Origin of the sequence: Paenibacillus sp. FSL H7-0690 (assembly GCF_037980415.1) — a bacterium.
In the GTDB taxonomy this organism is placed as follows: Bacteria; Bacillota; Bacilli; order Paenibacillales; family Paenibacillaceae; genus Paenibacillus_AQ; species Paenibacillus_AQ odorifer.
In genome coordinates this window covers 4,879,331-4,894,482 of the sequence record NZ_CP150281.1, presented here as the reverse complement: position 1 = coordinate 4,894,482, position 15,152 = coordinate 4,879,331, and the positions used below count along the sequence as shown (strand labels likewise).

The following is a 15,152-nucleotide window of genomic DNA, read 5'->3' as shown; positions in this document are numbered from 1 at the left end:
CCAAGGATGCTTCCTTGGACTATTTCATAACCGATGCTTTCAGATTTCCTAAATCATATCATCCCCAGAAACTATTACCTGTCTGAGGAACACCATTAGATAATCTATACCAAAATTGAATAGACCAATGACTGCTTGTGATTTGTATTTGTTGTTATGATGATTTCTTGACTATCATTGAAAGAGATTGAGGAACTAACGGGAGTGAAGAGAGCGACTTTATATAGGGCTATTGCAAAAAAAAATGAAAGTTAGAGGCATTCTTGTGATGCTTCTTTAATTTTATGGTGGGTTAGTTATAGCATTCAAGAATAATTTCGATAGTCTGGAGGGTACTGTGGTTTTGCATTCAGAAAGCGTCTTTTCACTTTTCCTTCATAGTGAAGTCATAGATGATAGATACTTCAATTTATTCGGAGTTCTACAAACAATAAACCCTCTAAAACCTAGTCATTTAACACAGACTATTTAATTCTACGAATGATAAATTAGGAGGGGATAGTTAAATTTAAATGTATTATCCAGAAAGAAAGTAGTACTTTCTTGGATGTACACATATATGAAAATTGAGAAAACGAACTTGGGATATTGATTATTGTATGATCCGATAATAAGAAAGCGCGCTTAATTATTTCTATTCACGACAAAATATGGTATACATAATTAAGATAAATATCTCTACTATAAATGAGGGGTTTTATGAGTGAAAGAAAACTCATTGAAAGAATAAGGCTAATTCCTGATGACAGAAGCGGTGACCACGCACAAGATGGTTTTGACTATCAATTCTCTACAGCGATACATTTGATGTTAAGTCATCTAAAAGATAAAAAAGACTTCGCGTTTATGTATGAAAAGGTAGATGACTATGTTTTTGTAAGTGATAAACTAAAGCTAGTTAACTTATATCAGTCAAAAAGCACTTCTCGTTCATTAACGGAAAACGAATTGGTAAAAAGAGAACCAGTTAAAACTAAGAAAGCTAAAGTTAAGAAAAGTAAAATTAAAACAACAGATAATACCGATACAACAGATCAAAATTTAACAGGATTATCCATAATAGAGAAGATTCAAAATAATTTAGATACTGTTAAAAAACATATGAGTGAATGTGAGGTTAGAGGACACTTACTTTGGAACAGTGATTATGATTTTGGTGCAAATTTGGTTAAAGATAGTAGTGTTACAATTAAGTCTGACGCTTTTATTTTAGACAATTTATCTAGCAAGGTTAAAAGTAATTTGGTAGCTAAGACAAGCAAATCTAATTTTGATTGGGAAATGATAGAGGTTAATAGATTGTTGTCAAAAACGCATCATTTTAAATTAACTTGTCAACATATAGAAGAAGTTATTCATTCCCTAATTGGAGATAATAATTCATACAGTAAAGCATTTTATAATAGTTTGTTTAATAAAATTAAAGAAATAAGAGTTAATAAAGAGGAACTCACTAGTGATTTTCTACTACAACAAATACAAACTATCAGTACGCTAAAATCAAACAAAATAGCAAAAGAAGATTATAGACATTTGATAAGTGAGGATGACTATAGAAACAACTTATTGCATATTGCAGTTAATGAGTTGAATTCTATGAAAAATTTATCTGGATACCCTAAAAAAGAAGCCTATGATTTGATTTATGAGTATGTTGATATTAACTATTCCAACATCAAGTATCCTCATGAGATATTTGATGAGATTTCTGTAATGGAAAGATATTCAGAGATATTTCTTATAAATTCTGAAGAAAATGTAAAAGCAATGATAGTTCTTGCATTTCTTGAAAAGGAGGTATGACTTGTGGAGTTGATATATAAGGACTTTGCAATTCTTTCGCCACACGATAAAAAAGCATTTGAAATTAATTTTACTAGTGGAGTGAATCTTGTATATGGACAAAAGGATTCAGGAAAGTCAACTATATCAAGGGCTATGATGTATACCTTTGGTTGTGATGTGAAGAATTTTTCATTAAATGAAAGTCATCCTAATAATATATACATACTTAGATTCACTATACAGGAGGATGTATATATCTTACTTAGAAAGAAATTAAAGAGCGGTAAAGGCAAAAACTTTTTTAAAATTTATAAGAACGAAGACTATATTGGTTCATTTTATAGTACAAAAGAATTTACTAATTATCTTAATCAAATTTTTAATATTTCTGTTGTGACTATGGACAATGAATCAAACGAAACCAAATTATACCCTAATCACATCTTCTCGCTTTTTTATACTGACCAAGATAATAGTTGGCAAAATTACTTATCATCAACATTCTCGAATTTGGCTTTCATTAAGCAATACAGAAAGATAATATTGGAATATTTTACTGGTAGTAGAACTAATGAATATTACGACTTGAGATTAAATCAGCAAAAAAAGGAAGTGGAAATAAATCAAATTAAAGCATTATTGGATAGTAAGAAATTAATTTTCAAGGAAAATCAAAATAATATTAAAATTATTGAGAATGTTAATGAAGATGAGTTTATTAAACAGTATGAATTAGTATTGAGAATACATCAAAACATAATCAATACTGAACATGAACTTAAAAAGAATATTAATAAGAGACTCTATCAGAAAAATAAATATATCGAGACATATGAAGTGCTTACAACTAATATTAATGACTATATAGAACCTGAAATAGATGATGAATGCCCAAACTGTCACCAGCATATAGTAAGAGGATTTCAAAATGATTATGAGTTGTTTGTTGCTCGAGAAAACCTTATTAATGAACGTGATAAAGTAAGGATGTTTTTGGAGGAAATTAATAAAGAGTTAGAAAAAGAAAAAAAAGAGTTAAGAGAACTGAAAAAAGAAGATGTTAATATAAGAAGTAAATTGGATGCGGATGGTTCATTATTACAATTAAGTGAAAGAGCAGATAGTTATGCTCTTAATAGAATTAATATGAATCTTGAAAAAGAAATAGATGTATTAAAAAATCAGTTAGATGAATTAAAAGAAAGTAAGAAAATAATTGATAGTAAAGTACGAAAGCAAAAGGATATAGATCTTTCACAAAAGTATAAAGAATTAATGAAGGAGAGCTTCGATTTATTATCTATTGAATTTTCATATAAGTCATTTTATGATAATAACTTTGAATCAGTGAAAATATCGCTTTCAGGAACAACAAAAGTGCAGGCTTTTATTGTTCAATACCTAACAATTTATAAATTAATGAAAAAAAATAAAGGTATTATTAAAATACCTATGATTATTGATTCCTATCTTAAAGACCATTTTAGTGAGCATGACGCTGATATAACAACTAAATATATTTTTGATACCTTAATTGAAAATTCTCATCAAGCTTTCGTTTTTATAACTGATAACGAACAGACTAAGCAATCAATAAATTTCGAGGAAATTAACACTATTAAACTTAATGAAGTTAGAGGGCTTCTAACAGATAACTACGATAAAGTATATCAAGAATATGGAAAATATGTTGAAGGCGAACTGGATTGACTTTAAGGAAATATTTTTCACAGTTTTTTATTAATAATCTATATATTTAGATGTGTTACAGTCATTACTAAGTGCAAAGAAACATAAGCTAGTTGGGAGTTGTATAAGCAATATAGCAAAGAAGAAAATTTTTCGATGAGTCAGTAGGCGAGTCCTGTATTAGACTTACATATTTCTTTAGAAAAGAGGCAGTCTTTGACTGTCTCTTTTGATATGTCGAAAAATCCAATAATTTGATTTATTTCCAAGGAAGATATGGTATGATTTTACTAGTCTATATTGGAGGTAGCCCTAATGATCTATGTTTTAACTGCATCAATAGTTGTAGTGATTGTTGTGTTAAGTTTGTTGATCTTGAGTTTCCAACGTAAACAAAAGAAATTAGCAGTTTTTACTGAAGAGAATTACGATTTAAAAGCTATCACAATAGCGGATATCGACAGAATGGAAGATGGTTCAGGCTTTGAAATATACCTATATAGGCTGTTCATGGAACTTGGCTATTCAGGAGTCTACAAAACTGTAGGGAGCCGCGATTTCGGAGCTGATGTGGTATTTACTGATAGTGAAGGGGTCAGGAATGTCGTCCAAGCAAAGCGGTATCGCATTGACAATCCAGTTGGCATCAGTGCTGTACAGGAGGTCTTCTCTTGCATGCGGTACTACAAAGCTAAAAAAGCCATCGTTGTCGCTACAGCAAAGTTTACGGAACCATGTGAGACGCTTGCTGGTATAAACTATGTGAAGCTGCTTGATCGAACTGACTTGATAAACGTGATTGAGGCGTTTAAAGGAGATGATATTAAAGTAGCTAGAGATATCATTGAAGGAGAGCCAAGAATGATACTGGAGTCATGGAGTGAAGCGAATAACGGTGTGCTTCATGAGGTGCGCAAGGATTATAAAACTGAGAGGTTCGTTAAGCAAGTTATGGGAAAGTAAGATTGATATTAGTATAGCTGGAAAAGGGTGAGGTTAAATGAAGATTCCACAAAAGTTAGTAAGAGAAAATATCATTGAAATAACATTAATATTAAGTGATAAAGAATATTCAAAGTACAAGGAGTTGGGAATGGAAAAATCTAATGTCTATTCACTTAACCAAACCCAAAAAGAAGGGTATATAGGATATTTAGGTAAAGGTGAATTAGATTCAAAAATGTTTCAAGGTAACGGTGTGACATATATAGTCAATGAACCAAGCAATGGTACAATTATCTATACAATATTATTTATCCGTATAAATGACATACAATATCCAGTTATAGCCTCTAATATGAAGTTGAAGTATGAATATCTTTATAAAACAAAAAGTGCAAAAAACTCTACCTTTTTTAAATGGATTCGAGAGCTTGCTAAAGAAGGTTTGTTGAATTTCACTAGTGGACAACATTTACAATCACAAAAAGACATTAATAATCAAGTGGTCACACAAGATCAAATAAATGAAGGCAACAGTGAGCTTGTAGAAGGAATCGATGCAGGAAATGAATATCCTGAGGGTGAGGTCGCATTTGCAATACATAGAACGATCGAGAGGGATTACAGATTAATAAAAGATGCAAAAGAAAAATTTCTCGAAAATCATGGACGTTTGTACTGCGAAGCATGTGGATTCGATTTTGAACATTTTTATGGTAATAGAGGTTCAAAATTTATTGAAGGTCATCATACGAAATTAGTGTCTGAAATGAATGGGAATTACAAGAGTAAAATCGAAGATATAGCAATGCTTTGTAGTAATTGTCACAGTATGATACATCGTAAGCCTCTACTTAGTGTTAAAAGGTTAAAACAATTAATAGATATTCGTAAATAAAACTGAACAAAGTGTTATAAGGCGCAGACTCAGAATTTAAAGGAGACCTCGATGGAGATACTTTCGGAAAAATTATATTGCAAACGATGCAAAAGACACACTAATCATAAAGTTCTAAGCAATGACAACATTCCTTTATCTTACACTATCAGTGCTTCAGGCTTTGATGATTATAACTTTCATGACGAGTACCACATTGTTCAATGTATGGGTTGCGATAATGTTTGTTTTGCAAACGTATATTCAGGTGATGATTGTCAAGAAGTTGATGAAGATGGATACTTATTCTATGACACTGTCTATACAGTGTACCCTGAAGAACCGAAACCAGTAGCTATTAAGAGAATATTCTATCAAGTTTCTAATTTTACTAATGTACCTAGTTTCATTAATCAAGTCTATCATGAAGTTGTCTCGTCTTTTAATACCGAGGCTAACTTGTTACCAGCAGTGGGTTTGAGAACAATAGTTGAAGCAATCTGTAAGGAGGTAAAAGTTATAGATGGTTTTGTATATAAGGAAGACGGAACACAAGTAGTAAATAAAGAAGGAAATCCTTTACGATCAGATAATCTTCAAGGTAAGATCAATGGTTTGCATGAAATGGGAATCATCACTCTTCCACAACGAAATATCTTGCATCAAATAAGATTGTTGGGGAATTATGCAGTTCATGAAATTGAATTTCCTAAACGTAAGACAATTCGTTTAGGAATTGAAATAATTGAAAAGACACTAGAGAATATTTACGAGCTTGATAAATATGATCTGAATATTAAATAGTATAAAAAGGAATGCAAACTAGTATTTATTATAAAATTGATACGACTTTTTAGTTATTCTTGTATAAGTGAATATTATGTCGCTTTAATGTCTCTTGCTATTATACTATCAGTTCAACATCCTCCAACTTACGGTTAGAGAGAAGTGTGTATAGAACGAGTAATTCACAAGAATTTCTTTTTTGGTTTATAGGCTTTGAACTTGTGTTCATATATAACTCATAATACAATATTCACAGACCAATAAATCATGGTCATTAAACCTATAAATACCTAGTGAGATGGGAAAAGTATATGGTTTGAAATACCTTGGAAACCCTTACGGCTCTAGATGGCAACATCGATTCCATCAGTCATTTATTCGGCTACACCATTAATATCTCCAAATCTAAGCCTACTAACTCGGAATTTATTGCCATGGTAGCAGACAAGCTGCGGATTGAGCATAAGGTTAGTTGAAAGGGTTAGGGGCAGTGCGGGGTACAGTCAGTATAAAATCGATAAACTTGTTTTGAACCGATAAACTTTTTTAAATCTCGCCCGATAAACCTAAATGGTTTATTGGGTTTTGTTTTTATTTAAAGATTAGCCATCTTATAAATGGTGAAACTCAAGCAGGGGCTTAGAACAATCGGGCAAAATAGTTAGATAAACCAATTCTTCTATCAAGATATAGAACTACATTTGTGAGTTAAGTCGGAGGAATTTTCATGAATTATTACGAATCAGGTGTTGAAAGAATTAAGAATATTGATGCGAATTTATACATTGGAATTTCAAAAAAAAGATACGAAGAAGTAAGATCTAGAGGTGAATATGAAGCAGATGCTAATTTGATTGCAGAGTATTACCGTAGAGTCGGCGTGTTTTTACAGTTTATCTCTAAGGAAGCAGCAAGTATATACATAGGTATGGATATGTTATTAGGTTTTAAGATGGAGGAAAATGAGTGGGACATTTTCTTAGAAACGTGTCCGAATTTTAATAAAATTGATATTATGCTTATGAAATTAATAAGTATACATTATTTACGCTGGTGCTCTTTGCTTGATGCGCGCGACAATATCGCATTACAGTTTCCGGATATATATGAACCGATGATCAAATTATTTGAGAGAGGTGGGGGACGGATTAATACCCATCACCACGAACTGGTTGGTGGATTTGGAGCTTTTTCACGCTCTATTTATGCAAATAGAGGAGATATGACCCCTTTTGATATAAGCGATGTTGCTCTAGAAAATATAATTAAGGAAGTAGAACTAGCAGAAGGTTACTTAGCGGACTACAAGAACGGAAATTTATCAGAAAATAATTGTATCCGCTGTGGTAACAAATTATTGATCCTACCAAACTTATCGGATTATGGTTATCAATGGTATAAAATTATATGCGAGACCAAAGACTGTTTTGATAAAAATTTCTCATGATACTTCATTATAGTTATATCAACCAGAGAGATGAAGAGAGGTTTGGCAAAAAATGTGTTGAAAAAGATTTTTATTGATAAGTGACCACTGTCCGTGGCAAGAGCTATCAATAAAATCAATGCAGTAAAAAGACACTGAGATCTATTCATCAGTGTCTTTAATGTGGATACTTTTCCACCAACATTTTATTTCATCGTTCTTGTAATCATTTCATTCAGAAGGTTGGAATTTAAAGTAACTTAATCAGCTCTTCTAGCTCGTCAACCATACCTTTCGCAAGTTCAAAATTATTGTCTTTTAAAGCTAATTCTATTTTCATTTCAACTGCTTTTTTATTTTGTTCATTTTCTAAATAATCTTTATCAAAATGACTGGCATAAATCATCTTTCTGAATTTTCGCATACTCATTTTTCTAATCGTCTTCTCGTCAATGATTAGTACATAATCCATCCCATTTACTACAGAATAGAAATCATGAGAAATCATGAGAATCGCACCTTTATAATCTTCAATGGCTTTCTCCAGTGCGATTTGTGTATAGGTGTCTAAATGGCTTGTTGGTTCATCAAGAAGCAATAAGTTTGCTTTGCTAGCAGAAACTTTTGCCAATTGCAGTATATTTTTTTCGCCACCAGATAAAGATTCTATCTTTTGAGTAAGAATTTCTCCTTCAAAGCCATAGTTTGAAAGATGTGCTCTAATCTCGTCATAAGTTGCAAACCCAGCATCGATGAAGTCTTCTAGTATGGTATTAGAATCCTTTAGCACTTCGTCTTGAAGCTGAGAAAGATAAGCCACTTTAATATCAGCATTTATTTCAATTGAATCATGATTATTTTTAAAGATATCTCGGAGTAAAGTCGTTTTCCCGGTACCGTTTGGACCGATAAGGGCTACTTTATCTGTAGGTTTCATCTCAAAGTTAACATTTTCTAAAATCAACTCATCAAAGGAAACACTATAATTATTCACATTTAAAACAGTGATGTCTTCTTCAAATTCATTGTCCACACCAAAACTGATTTTTGGTTGCTTAATATCAACGAATGGCGCTTTAATTTTTCGCGCTTCCAATCTTTCTTGAAACTTAACCCTAGCTTTTAACGCTCTCCCTCTAGATGCTTCTGAATTATAGGTTGCGATCGCTCTAAGATTATCAATAATGTTATCGTATCTCTCTATTTCTTCTTGTTCAGCGACTGCGATTTCTTGTAACTCAATTTTCGTCTGAAGTAATGAGAAGTTATACTCAATATATCGCCCATCGAACTCTTGGATCTCCATGTTTTCAAGGTGTATAATTTTGTTAAAACAATGATTCAATAGATAACGGTTATGCGTAACAACTAGCAATATTCCTTTGTGAGCATTAATCAGATTTTTAAGTGCATTTAGGTTTTCAAAATCTAAAAATACATCGGGCTCATCCATAATCATTAAGTCTGGACTAGTCAGCATTTCCTTCATCACTTGAATAAGTTTGAATTCCCCACCACTTAGGTCGGATACCCTAACATCTTTTAGCTTCAAGAGGTTGGCTAAATTTAGTTTCTTATTAATATTGCTTTCAAAATCATTTCCATCCATTAAATCAAAGGCATCTAGAGCTAATTGATACTTTTCGAGTAATGAATCAATATCTGATGATGTTTCCATTTCAGTGAGAATCGCTGTTATTTCATTTTGTATCTTAATAAATTCTTCTCCTATATATTCAAAAACGGTTGTTTCTTTAGATTTGTCTAGTTGCGAAAACTGACTTACATATCCAATTTTGCAGGTGGGGTCCATCTCTAGCTTGCCTTCGAACAAATATTTTTCTGGATCCATCAGTATATCGATCAGTGTACTTTTACCACTGCCGCTTGTTCCTATAAAAGCGCAATGTTGTGCTTCTTCAAGCGTAAATGAAATGTTTTTATATAGTTCTTTTTGCGGGAATGCGAAGGATAAGTTATCAACTTTTATCATAGTGTTACCTTTCTTAACTAAAAATAGTGACTATTATAAGATGTATTGAAGAGTACAGATTTTGAGTTTACCGTTGATAGAGTAACACTGTTTACAAGCAACTTCAATCATTTCGCATTAAAGGTATCAAAATCATCTGATAATACAATCTTACAGACTAATAAATTATGGTCATAAAACCTATAAATACCTAATGGCTACAACTCGGAATTGATTGCCTTGGTAGAAGATAAGCATATTCCATTTAATGTTATAGTGGAGTTAGTAGGGTAAATCCTTTGTTATTTTAGATACGTACATGCTTGAATTTATTAAGGCTTGCCCTATATTTATATTTATCGTAGTGCTTCTGACTATACTAAATCTACGGCTATGATACGAGATGAGATAGCTATTGGTGGTTTAGAGAAAGGTTCAATTGGCCTTGTAATTAATAATACGCAAGTTTTAAAAGATGCTAAAACATTTTCAGTGGTGATTGACAGTAAGACTCGTGAGTATGAATATACAGGTGGGAAATATCTAATTATAAAAGATAGTAGGATTTGGAATCCGACTGCTCAATTAAAAATTATTTTCTCAAATGATAAAAACGAAACAATATTTGAATCAGATTATTAAAGAAGATTTATTGGTGTTTACTACTATTTACATATTCTTATTTTGCTGATTTTCTATTACATGAGTATCACTTGAAAATACATATAAGAACCTTCTTTGCGTATAGCCTTCATGCGTAATCAACAATGTTTACGTAGATTATGATGATACTTATCTTCAAAGTTAAATTGGTAAACAAATAAGGAGAACTCTTTATGACAATCCCATCAGGAATAACACGTGAACACGTAATCAGTGGTAAAATATTCCTTGGCTATCTTTGTTTATGTTTATAAGAACAAGAGTCATATAAAGTGAATTTGAAAGTGGGAGAATAGTTTATGGATTTAAAGAAAATTAATTCTTTAACAAAGTACCCAAGCATTCTTACATATCATCAATTAGGTGAACGAGGTCGGTTAAATGATGTTTTAACGGAGTCAAGAGGCTTCGCAGAATTAGATGATGTTTTTGTTTACGAAAAAGTAGATGGTGAAAATTCAAGGATCATTTTATTAAAAAATGATGATAACGAAGTTGATTATCTAATTGGTTCCAGAGAAGAATTGTTATATGCAAAAGGAGATAGAATCGGTAATCCTTATGGGAACATTGCGGAATTTCTTAAGCCGTTAGCAGAAAAAGTAATTGCAGATATCCTTCCTGAGGGTGACTGGGCATTAACCGTAATTTATCAGGAATCTTATGGAGGGAAAACTAAAGCATCCAAGAACTATTCTGACAGAAAAACTCAAGGGTATCGTGTATTTGATGTGTTCTCCTTGAATAAGGATGAATTATATAGACTTCTTGAGTTATCGCAGGAGAAAATTGCGGTGTGGCGTGATCACGGAAATCAACCATTTTATGATGAAATTGAGAAGAAGAGATTTATTGAAAGTATTGATTTGCAGTCTGCACCACTTCTTGAAACCACAAAGGGTTCCGAGTTTCCAATTTCTCTTGAGAGTACTTATTCTTATTTAAAAAGATTCGAAAACACGCAAGTAGGCATCGACGCATCAGGCAAATCAGAAGGAATCATTGTTAGAACAACGGATCGTAAACAAATTAGAAAAATACGGTTTGAAGATTATGAAAGAACGTTTAGAAAGTAATAGTTGGAATTATTATCAATGCTGATACTTTCAGAATTTAGCATGAGGTTCCCTAAGCAATGGGGTTTGTGAACAGCCCCCAAAATACTGCTTATTCATTGGTCCAAAACCAATAAATATGCGGTATTTTTTTGTGCAGTTTTGAACTCCAATTAGATAAATCCCTATCGACTATAACTAATACCATGTTCTTGCCATTCGCAAAACCTCCCCACTTCACAAAACATACACCCATTTGGCAAATAATGTTTGACATGTGAGGAATGTCACTGATAAGATGATGTAAATTAAACCTAGTTGAATAATCGGATAAGGTTCTTTAGAGGATTTCATTATTTTTTTACTCTGAATACCTATTAAATACATAAGTATAGTTTAGTTTAAATTTATCGGAAAGGGTGAATGGAGTGTCGAAGGAAACACTGGTTATCGAACATTTGAATAAAGTATTCGCCGCGCCTGCAGGTGATGTTATCGCATTAAGTAATATTCAGCTGAAGGTGAAAAAAGGCGAGTTGATTACGATTATAGGTCCCAGCGGCTGCGGAAAAAGTACCTTGCTAAAAATTGTGGCAGGACTGGATACGGGCTATAGCGGCACGGTTCTACTGAATGGCAAACAGATCGACGGTCCGAGTATTGAGAAGGGATTTATTTTTCAAGAACCAAGACTTTTTCCGTGGTTGACGGTGGAGCATAATATTGCAGCAAATTTATCGCTTAAAAATCCAGAGGTTCGCAAAAAAGTAGATGAATTGATTGAACTTGTACGATTAAAGGGTTTTGAGAAATCCTATCCACGTGAGCTGTCAGGCGGGATGGCCCAACGAGTATCTATTGCTAGGGCGTTGCTCCGTAATCCGGATGTATTATTGCTCGATGAACCTTTTGGCGCACTAGACGCTTTTACTAGATCACATCTGCAAGAGGTACTTCTTGATATTTGGCAGAGCAATAAGACGACTATGTTATTTGTGACTCATGATCTGGATGAAGCTGTATTCCTGGGTGAGCGGGTAGTCATTATGAATCCCCGACCTGGGCATATTCGCAATATTCTTCCCATCGATTTACCGTTTCCGCGAAAAAGATCCAGTACTTCTTTCCAAGAATTACGTCGACTGGTTCTGAGTGAGTTTGAGAAAGTAGAAGAACCGGCAATCGATGTTGGAGCTGGTATCTAGATAAAGAGAGTCCATTTTTTTATAAAAAGGGGAGAGATGATCCATGAAATTATTTCGTAATTCACTACTTCTTATGCTTGTTTTGACTGTATTTGCAACAGGTTGTGCATCGAATGAAAAGAGTGCGGGAAAGAACGACGCCAACAAATATGAAGGTGTGACCATTAAGATTGGCGTGCAGGGCAGCGGTGGGATGTTTGGTAAGGCCCGTGAGGAAAAATGGTATGAGCAAGAATTTGATAAGCTGGGCGTAAAAGTAGAATGGACGGAATTTCAAAGTGGGCCCCCAATGACAGAAGCGATCGCTTCTAATAAGTTGGACATAGCGACTCTTGGTAACATGCCGGTGATTGCAGCCCAAGCTGCGGGCATTCCTATTAAGATTATCTCACAAGTATTAGAAGGTACGAATAACGTTGCTCTTCTTGTACCTGGTAGTAGTACTGCTCAGAAACTGGAGGATCTGAAAGGCAAGAAGATAGCTGTTACAAAAGGCAGCAATGCTTACAACTTCCTTTATCGCGGTATTGAGGAATCAGGTCTTAAAGAAGCAGATTTTGAGATTATCCAGCTACAGCCTGATGAAGCACAACCTGCATTTGAAACCGGTGGCGTTGATGCATGGGCTACATGGGATCCATATATTACTCTAAATGCATTGACCGGTAAAGGGAAGGTTTTGACGGATGGTGAGCAATTGGGTGTCTTATCTCCTTCTTTTGTGATCTCCCGTTCAGCGTTCGCAGAGAAATATCCAGAACTAGTTACGCTTTATTTAAAAGTAACCAACAAAGCTATAGCTTGGGAGACAGATAATCGCGCTGAAGCGACTGAAAGATATGCAGCTGAGCGGAACATTCCGGCAGCGGTAATCGAAGGTACGTTTGAACGTTCCCAGATGATCAACATTCCAATTAGCGATGCTGTTGTTGAAGAATTGCAGAAGACAGCCGATTTTCAATTTAATATTAAGAACATCCGTAAAGAGATTGAAGTTTCTAAAATAACAGACAATCAATATATTGAAGCAGCACTGAAGGAACCTTTGAAGTAACGGATGAAACCACAGATGTAGAAAAGAGGTTGTTTACATGCAATTCAGTGCTGAAAAAGCTGTGATCTCGCCACTAATTCATAAGAAGAATCCAGTAAAGAAGCGCGGATTTTCCATCCAAACGACGAATGTATTGCTTGGACTTATCTTACCAATTGCTTTACTCCTGATTTGGGAGATAGCCGGAGCGATGGGAAAGTTAAATCCTATATTGCTGCCAAGGCCAAGTGAAATATGGCGGGAACTGGTTAGCTTGACCGCGTCCGGTGAGCTGGCGAAACATTTAGGCATATCTGCTTGGCGGGCACTGCTTGGTTTCTTAATTGGGGGAGGGCTTGGCTTAGCGGCTGGTTTGTGGGTAGGCTTTTCATACAAAACAGAACGTTTGCTGGATCCGTCGCTGCAAATGCTGCGCACGCTACCCCATTTAGCAATCGCTCCACTATTTATTTTGTGGTTCGGATTCGGTGAAACCTCAAAAATATTGTTGATTGCCAAAGGTTCATTTTTCCCATTATACGTGAACACATTTCTAGGGATCCGTTCGGTGGACAACAAGTTGTTTGATGTTGGGAGAGTACTGCAATTCAGTAAATGGCAGATGGTGAGTAAGTTAATTATTCCAGCCTCACTGCCCAACATCTTTTTAGGTATCCGTTTGTCTGTGGGCATAGCTTGGCTTGGACTTGTCGTAGCGGAGATGATGGGCTCTAGCTCAGGTGTTGGCTATCTAATCAATGACGCGCGATCGTTTTCTTTGACCACAGTGGTATTTGTTGGGATCATCGTGTTTGCTGTAGTAGGTAAACTGTCAGATTCATTAGTGAAGCTGTTGGAATCGAGATTGCTAAGATGGCAGGACAGTTATAGAGGAGATAAAGGATCATGAGCAATCACCTATCCAGTAATAAAATAGAGCGTCACGACGATGGTTTAAGCTGGATTCCAAAAAAACTGCATGGTTGGATTGTACCTCTAGCTCTAGTGGTGATTTGGGAAGTGGCAGCTGCGCTCCATCTAGTCTCTGCGACGACATTGCCTGCTCCATCTACGATTATTGCGCAGTTCTTTTCTTTAATAGCTAGCGGTGAGCTGTTTCGACATCTGGGGATTAGCGCCTATCGGGCAGGGCTTGGCTTTTTATTGGGATCTGCTACTGGACTGCTGCTTGGCTTATCTACAGGACTTGGGAAGTTGGTAGAGCGTACACTGGATCCATCTTTACAGATGCTTCGAACGATTCCATTACTTGCCCTTATTCCGTTATTCATTTTGTGGTTTGGTGTAGGTGAATTTTCTAAAATACTAATGATTTCATTAGGTGCTTTTTTTCCAGTTTATCTGAACACTTTCCTAGGAATTCGTAATGTTGATATCAAGCTTGTTGAAGTATCCCGTATTTTCCAATATACAAGATGGCAGCTGCTTAGCAAAATGATTATTCCGGCTGCAATGCCTAATATTCTACTTGGTATTCGCTTATCACTTGGTGCATCGTGGCTTGTACTCGTCGTAGCGGAGATGATGGGAACAAGTGCGGGGATAGGCTATATGATTCAGGATGCCAGAGCTTATTCGCAAACAGATATAGTATTCGTTGGAATTTCAATCTTTGCAGTGATAGGAAAACTTTCGGATTCCGCAATTCGATTGCTGGAGAGAAGATGGCTGCATTGGCGTGATACATTCAAAGGTTAA

13 protein-coding genes and 1 pseudogene are annotated in these 15,152 nt (G+C 34.6%); 13 read left to right on the top strand and 1 reads right to left on the bottom strand.

The genetic code is table 11. The annotated features are described in order from the left end of the window. The first annotated feature begins 699 nt into the window (after positions 1-699). From MHI32_RS21640 to MHI32_RS21610, 7 genes and pseudogenes are all read left to right on the top strand, one after another. A complete protein-coding gene (locus tag MHI32_RS21640; RefSeq protein WP_340010811.1) occupies positions 700-1,803 on the top strand; it encodes a dsDNA nuclease domain-containing protein in 1,104 nt (367 codons plus the stop codon). 3 nt (positions 1,804-1,806) lie between these two features. Further along, entirely contained in the window at positions 1,807-3,495 is a 1,689-nt protein-coding gene (locus tag MHI32_RS21635) for an ATP-binding protein (protein WP_340010810.1), read from the top strand. Between the two features lie 294 nt (positions 3,496-3,789). Continuing rightward, the gene (locus MHI32_RS21630) at positions 3,790-4,437 is read left to right on the top strand and encodes a restriction endonuclease (RefSeq protein WP_340010808.1); all 648 of its coding nucleotides are present in this window, start codon (positions 3,790-3,792) and stop codon (positions 4,435-4,437) included. Between the two features lie 37 nt (positions 4,438-4,474). Further along, entirely contained in the window at positions 4,475-5,314 is an 840-nt protein-coding gene (locus MHI32_RS21625; protein ID WP_340010806.1) for an HNH endonuclease, read from the top strand. Positions 5,315-5,365: 51 nt separating this feature from the next. After that, the gene (locus MHI32_RS21620; RefSeq protein ID WP_340010804.1) at positions 5,366-6,097 is read left to right on the top strand and encodes a DUF4145 domain-containing protein; all 732 of its coding nucleotides are present in this window, start codon (positions 5,366-5,368) and stop codon (positions 6,095-6,097) included. A gap of 332 nt (positions 6,098-6,429) precedes the next feature. Further along, positions 6,430-6,555 (top strand): annotated as a pseudogene (locus MHI32_RS21615) (sporulation initiation factor Spo0A C-terminal domain-containing protein); the annotation flags it as partial. A gap of 251 nt (positions 6,556-6,806) precedes the next feature. Further along, positions 6,807-7,526, top strand: coding sequence for a hypothetical protein (locus MHI32_RS21610; protein ID WP_340010802.1), 720 nt, complete (start codon positions 6,807-6,809; stop codon positions 7,524-7,526). A 229-nt stretch (positions 7,527-7,755) separates the two neighbouring features. Here MHI32_RS21610 and MHI32_RS21605 read toward each other — a convergent pair whose 3' ends face one another. Further along, entirely contained in the window at positions 7,756-9,498 is a 1,743-nt protein-coding gene (locus MHI32_RS21605) for an ATP-binding cassette domain-containing protein (RefSeq protein ID WP_076129468.1), read from the bottom strand. Positions 9,499-9,816: 318 nt separating this feature from the next. On the opposite strand from MHI32_RS21605, the gene MHI32_RS21600 reads away from it, so the two are divergent. The 6 genes from MHI32_RS21600 (at position 9,817) to MHI32_RS21575 (ending at position 15,152) form a co-directional block, all read left to right on the top strand. Continuing rightward, complete coding sequence (locus MHI32_RS21600; protein WP_076308888.1) at positions 9,817-10,119, top strand: hypothetical protein; 303 nt, start codon at positions 9,817-9,819, stop codon at positions 10,117-10,119. 320 nt (positions 10,120-10,439) lie between these two features. Next, on the top strand, positions 10,440-11,216 hold the full coding sequence (locus MHI32_RS21595) for an RNA ligase family protein (protein WP_340010799.1): 777 nt from the start codon (positions 10,440-10,442) through the stop codon (positions 11,214-11,216). A 407-nt stretch (positions 11,217-11,623) separates the two neighbouring features. Beyond that, on the top strand, positions 11,624-12,400 hold the full coding sequence (locus MHI32_RS21590; RefSeq protein ID WP_076303990.1) for an ABC transporter ATP-binding protein: 777 nt from the start codon (positions 11,624-11,626) through the stop codon (positions 12,398-12,400). A gap of 43 nt (positions 12,401-12,443) precedes the next feature. After that, a complete protein-coding gene (locus MHI32_RS21585) occupies positions 12,444-13,454 on the top strand; it encodes an aliphatic sulfonate ABC transporter substrate-binding protein (RefSeq protein ID WP_076278390.1) in 1,011 nt (336 codons plus the stop codon). Between the two features lie 37 nt (positions 13,455-13,491). Continuing rightward, a complete protein-coding gene (locus MHI32_RS21580; RefSeq protein WP_340010797.1) occupies positions 13,492-14,343 on the top strand; it encodes an ABC transporter permease in 852 nt (283 codons plus the stop codon). Beyond that, positions 14,340-15,152 (top strand): ABC transporter permease, encoded by an 813-nt coding sequence (locus tag MHI32_RS21575; RefSeq protein ID WP_076129474.1) that lies wholly within the window; start codon positions 14,340-14,342, stop codon positions 15,150-15,152. Before MHI32_RS21580 ends, MHI32_RS21575 begins: the two co-directional genes overlap by 4 nt.

Coding starts and splice junctions, on each gene's coding strand:
- MHI32_RS21640 (WP_340010811.1), top strand. CDS start 700: ATGAGTGAAAGAAAACTCATTGAAAGAATAAGGCTAATTCCTGATGAC.
- MHI32_RS21630 (WP_340010808.1), top strand. CDS start 3,790: ATGATCTATGTTTTAACTGCATCAATAGTTGTAGTGATTGTTGTGTTA.
- MHI32_RS21625 (WP_340010806.1), top strand. CDS start 4,475: ATGAAGATTCCACAAAAGTTAGTAAGAGAAAATATCATTGAAATAACA.
- MHI32_RS21620 (WP_340010804.1), top strand. CDS start 5,366: ATGGAGATACTTTCGGAAAAATTATATTGCAAACGATGCAAAAGACAC.
- MHI32_RS21610 (WP_340010802.1), top strand. CDS start 6,807: ATGAATTATTACGAATCAGGTGTTGAAAGAATTAAGAATATTGATGCG.
- MHI32_RS21605 (WP_076129468.1), bottom strand. CDS start 9,498: ATGATAAAAGTTGATAACTTATCCTTCGCATTCCCGCAAAAAGAACTA.
- MHI32_RS21595 (WP_340010799.1), top strand. CDS start 10,440: ATGGATTTAAAGAAAATTAATTCTTTAACAAAGTACCCAAGCATTCTT.
- MHI32_RS21585 (WP_076278390.1), top strand. CDS start 12,444: ATGAAATTATTTCGTAATTCACTACTTCTTATGCTTGTTTTGACTGTA.
- MHI32_RS21580 (WP_340010797.1), top strand. CDS start 13,492: ATGCAATTCAGTGCTGAAAAAGCTGTGATCTCGCCACTAATTCATAAG.
- MHI32_RS21575 (WP_076129474.1), top strand. CDS start 14,340: ATGAGCAATCACCTATCCAGTAATAAAATAGAGCGTCACGACGATGGT.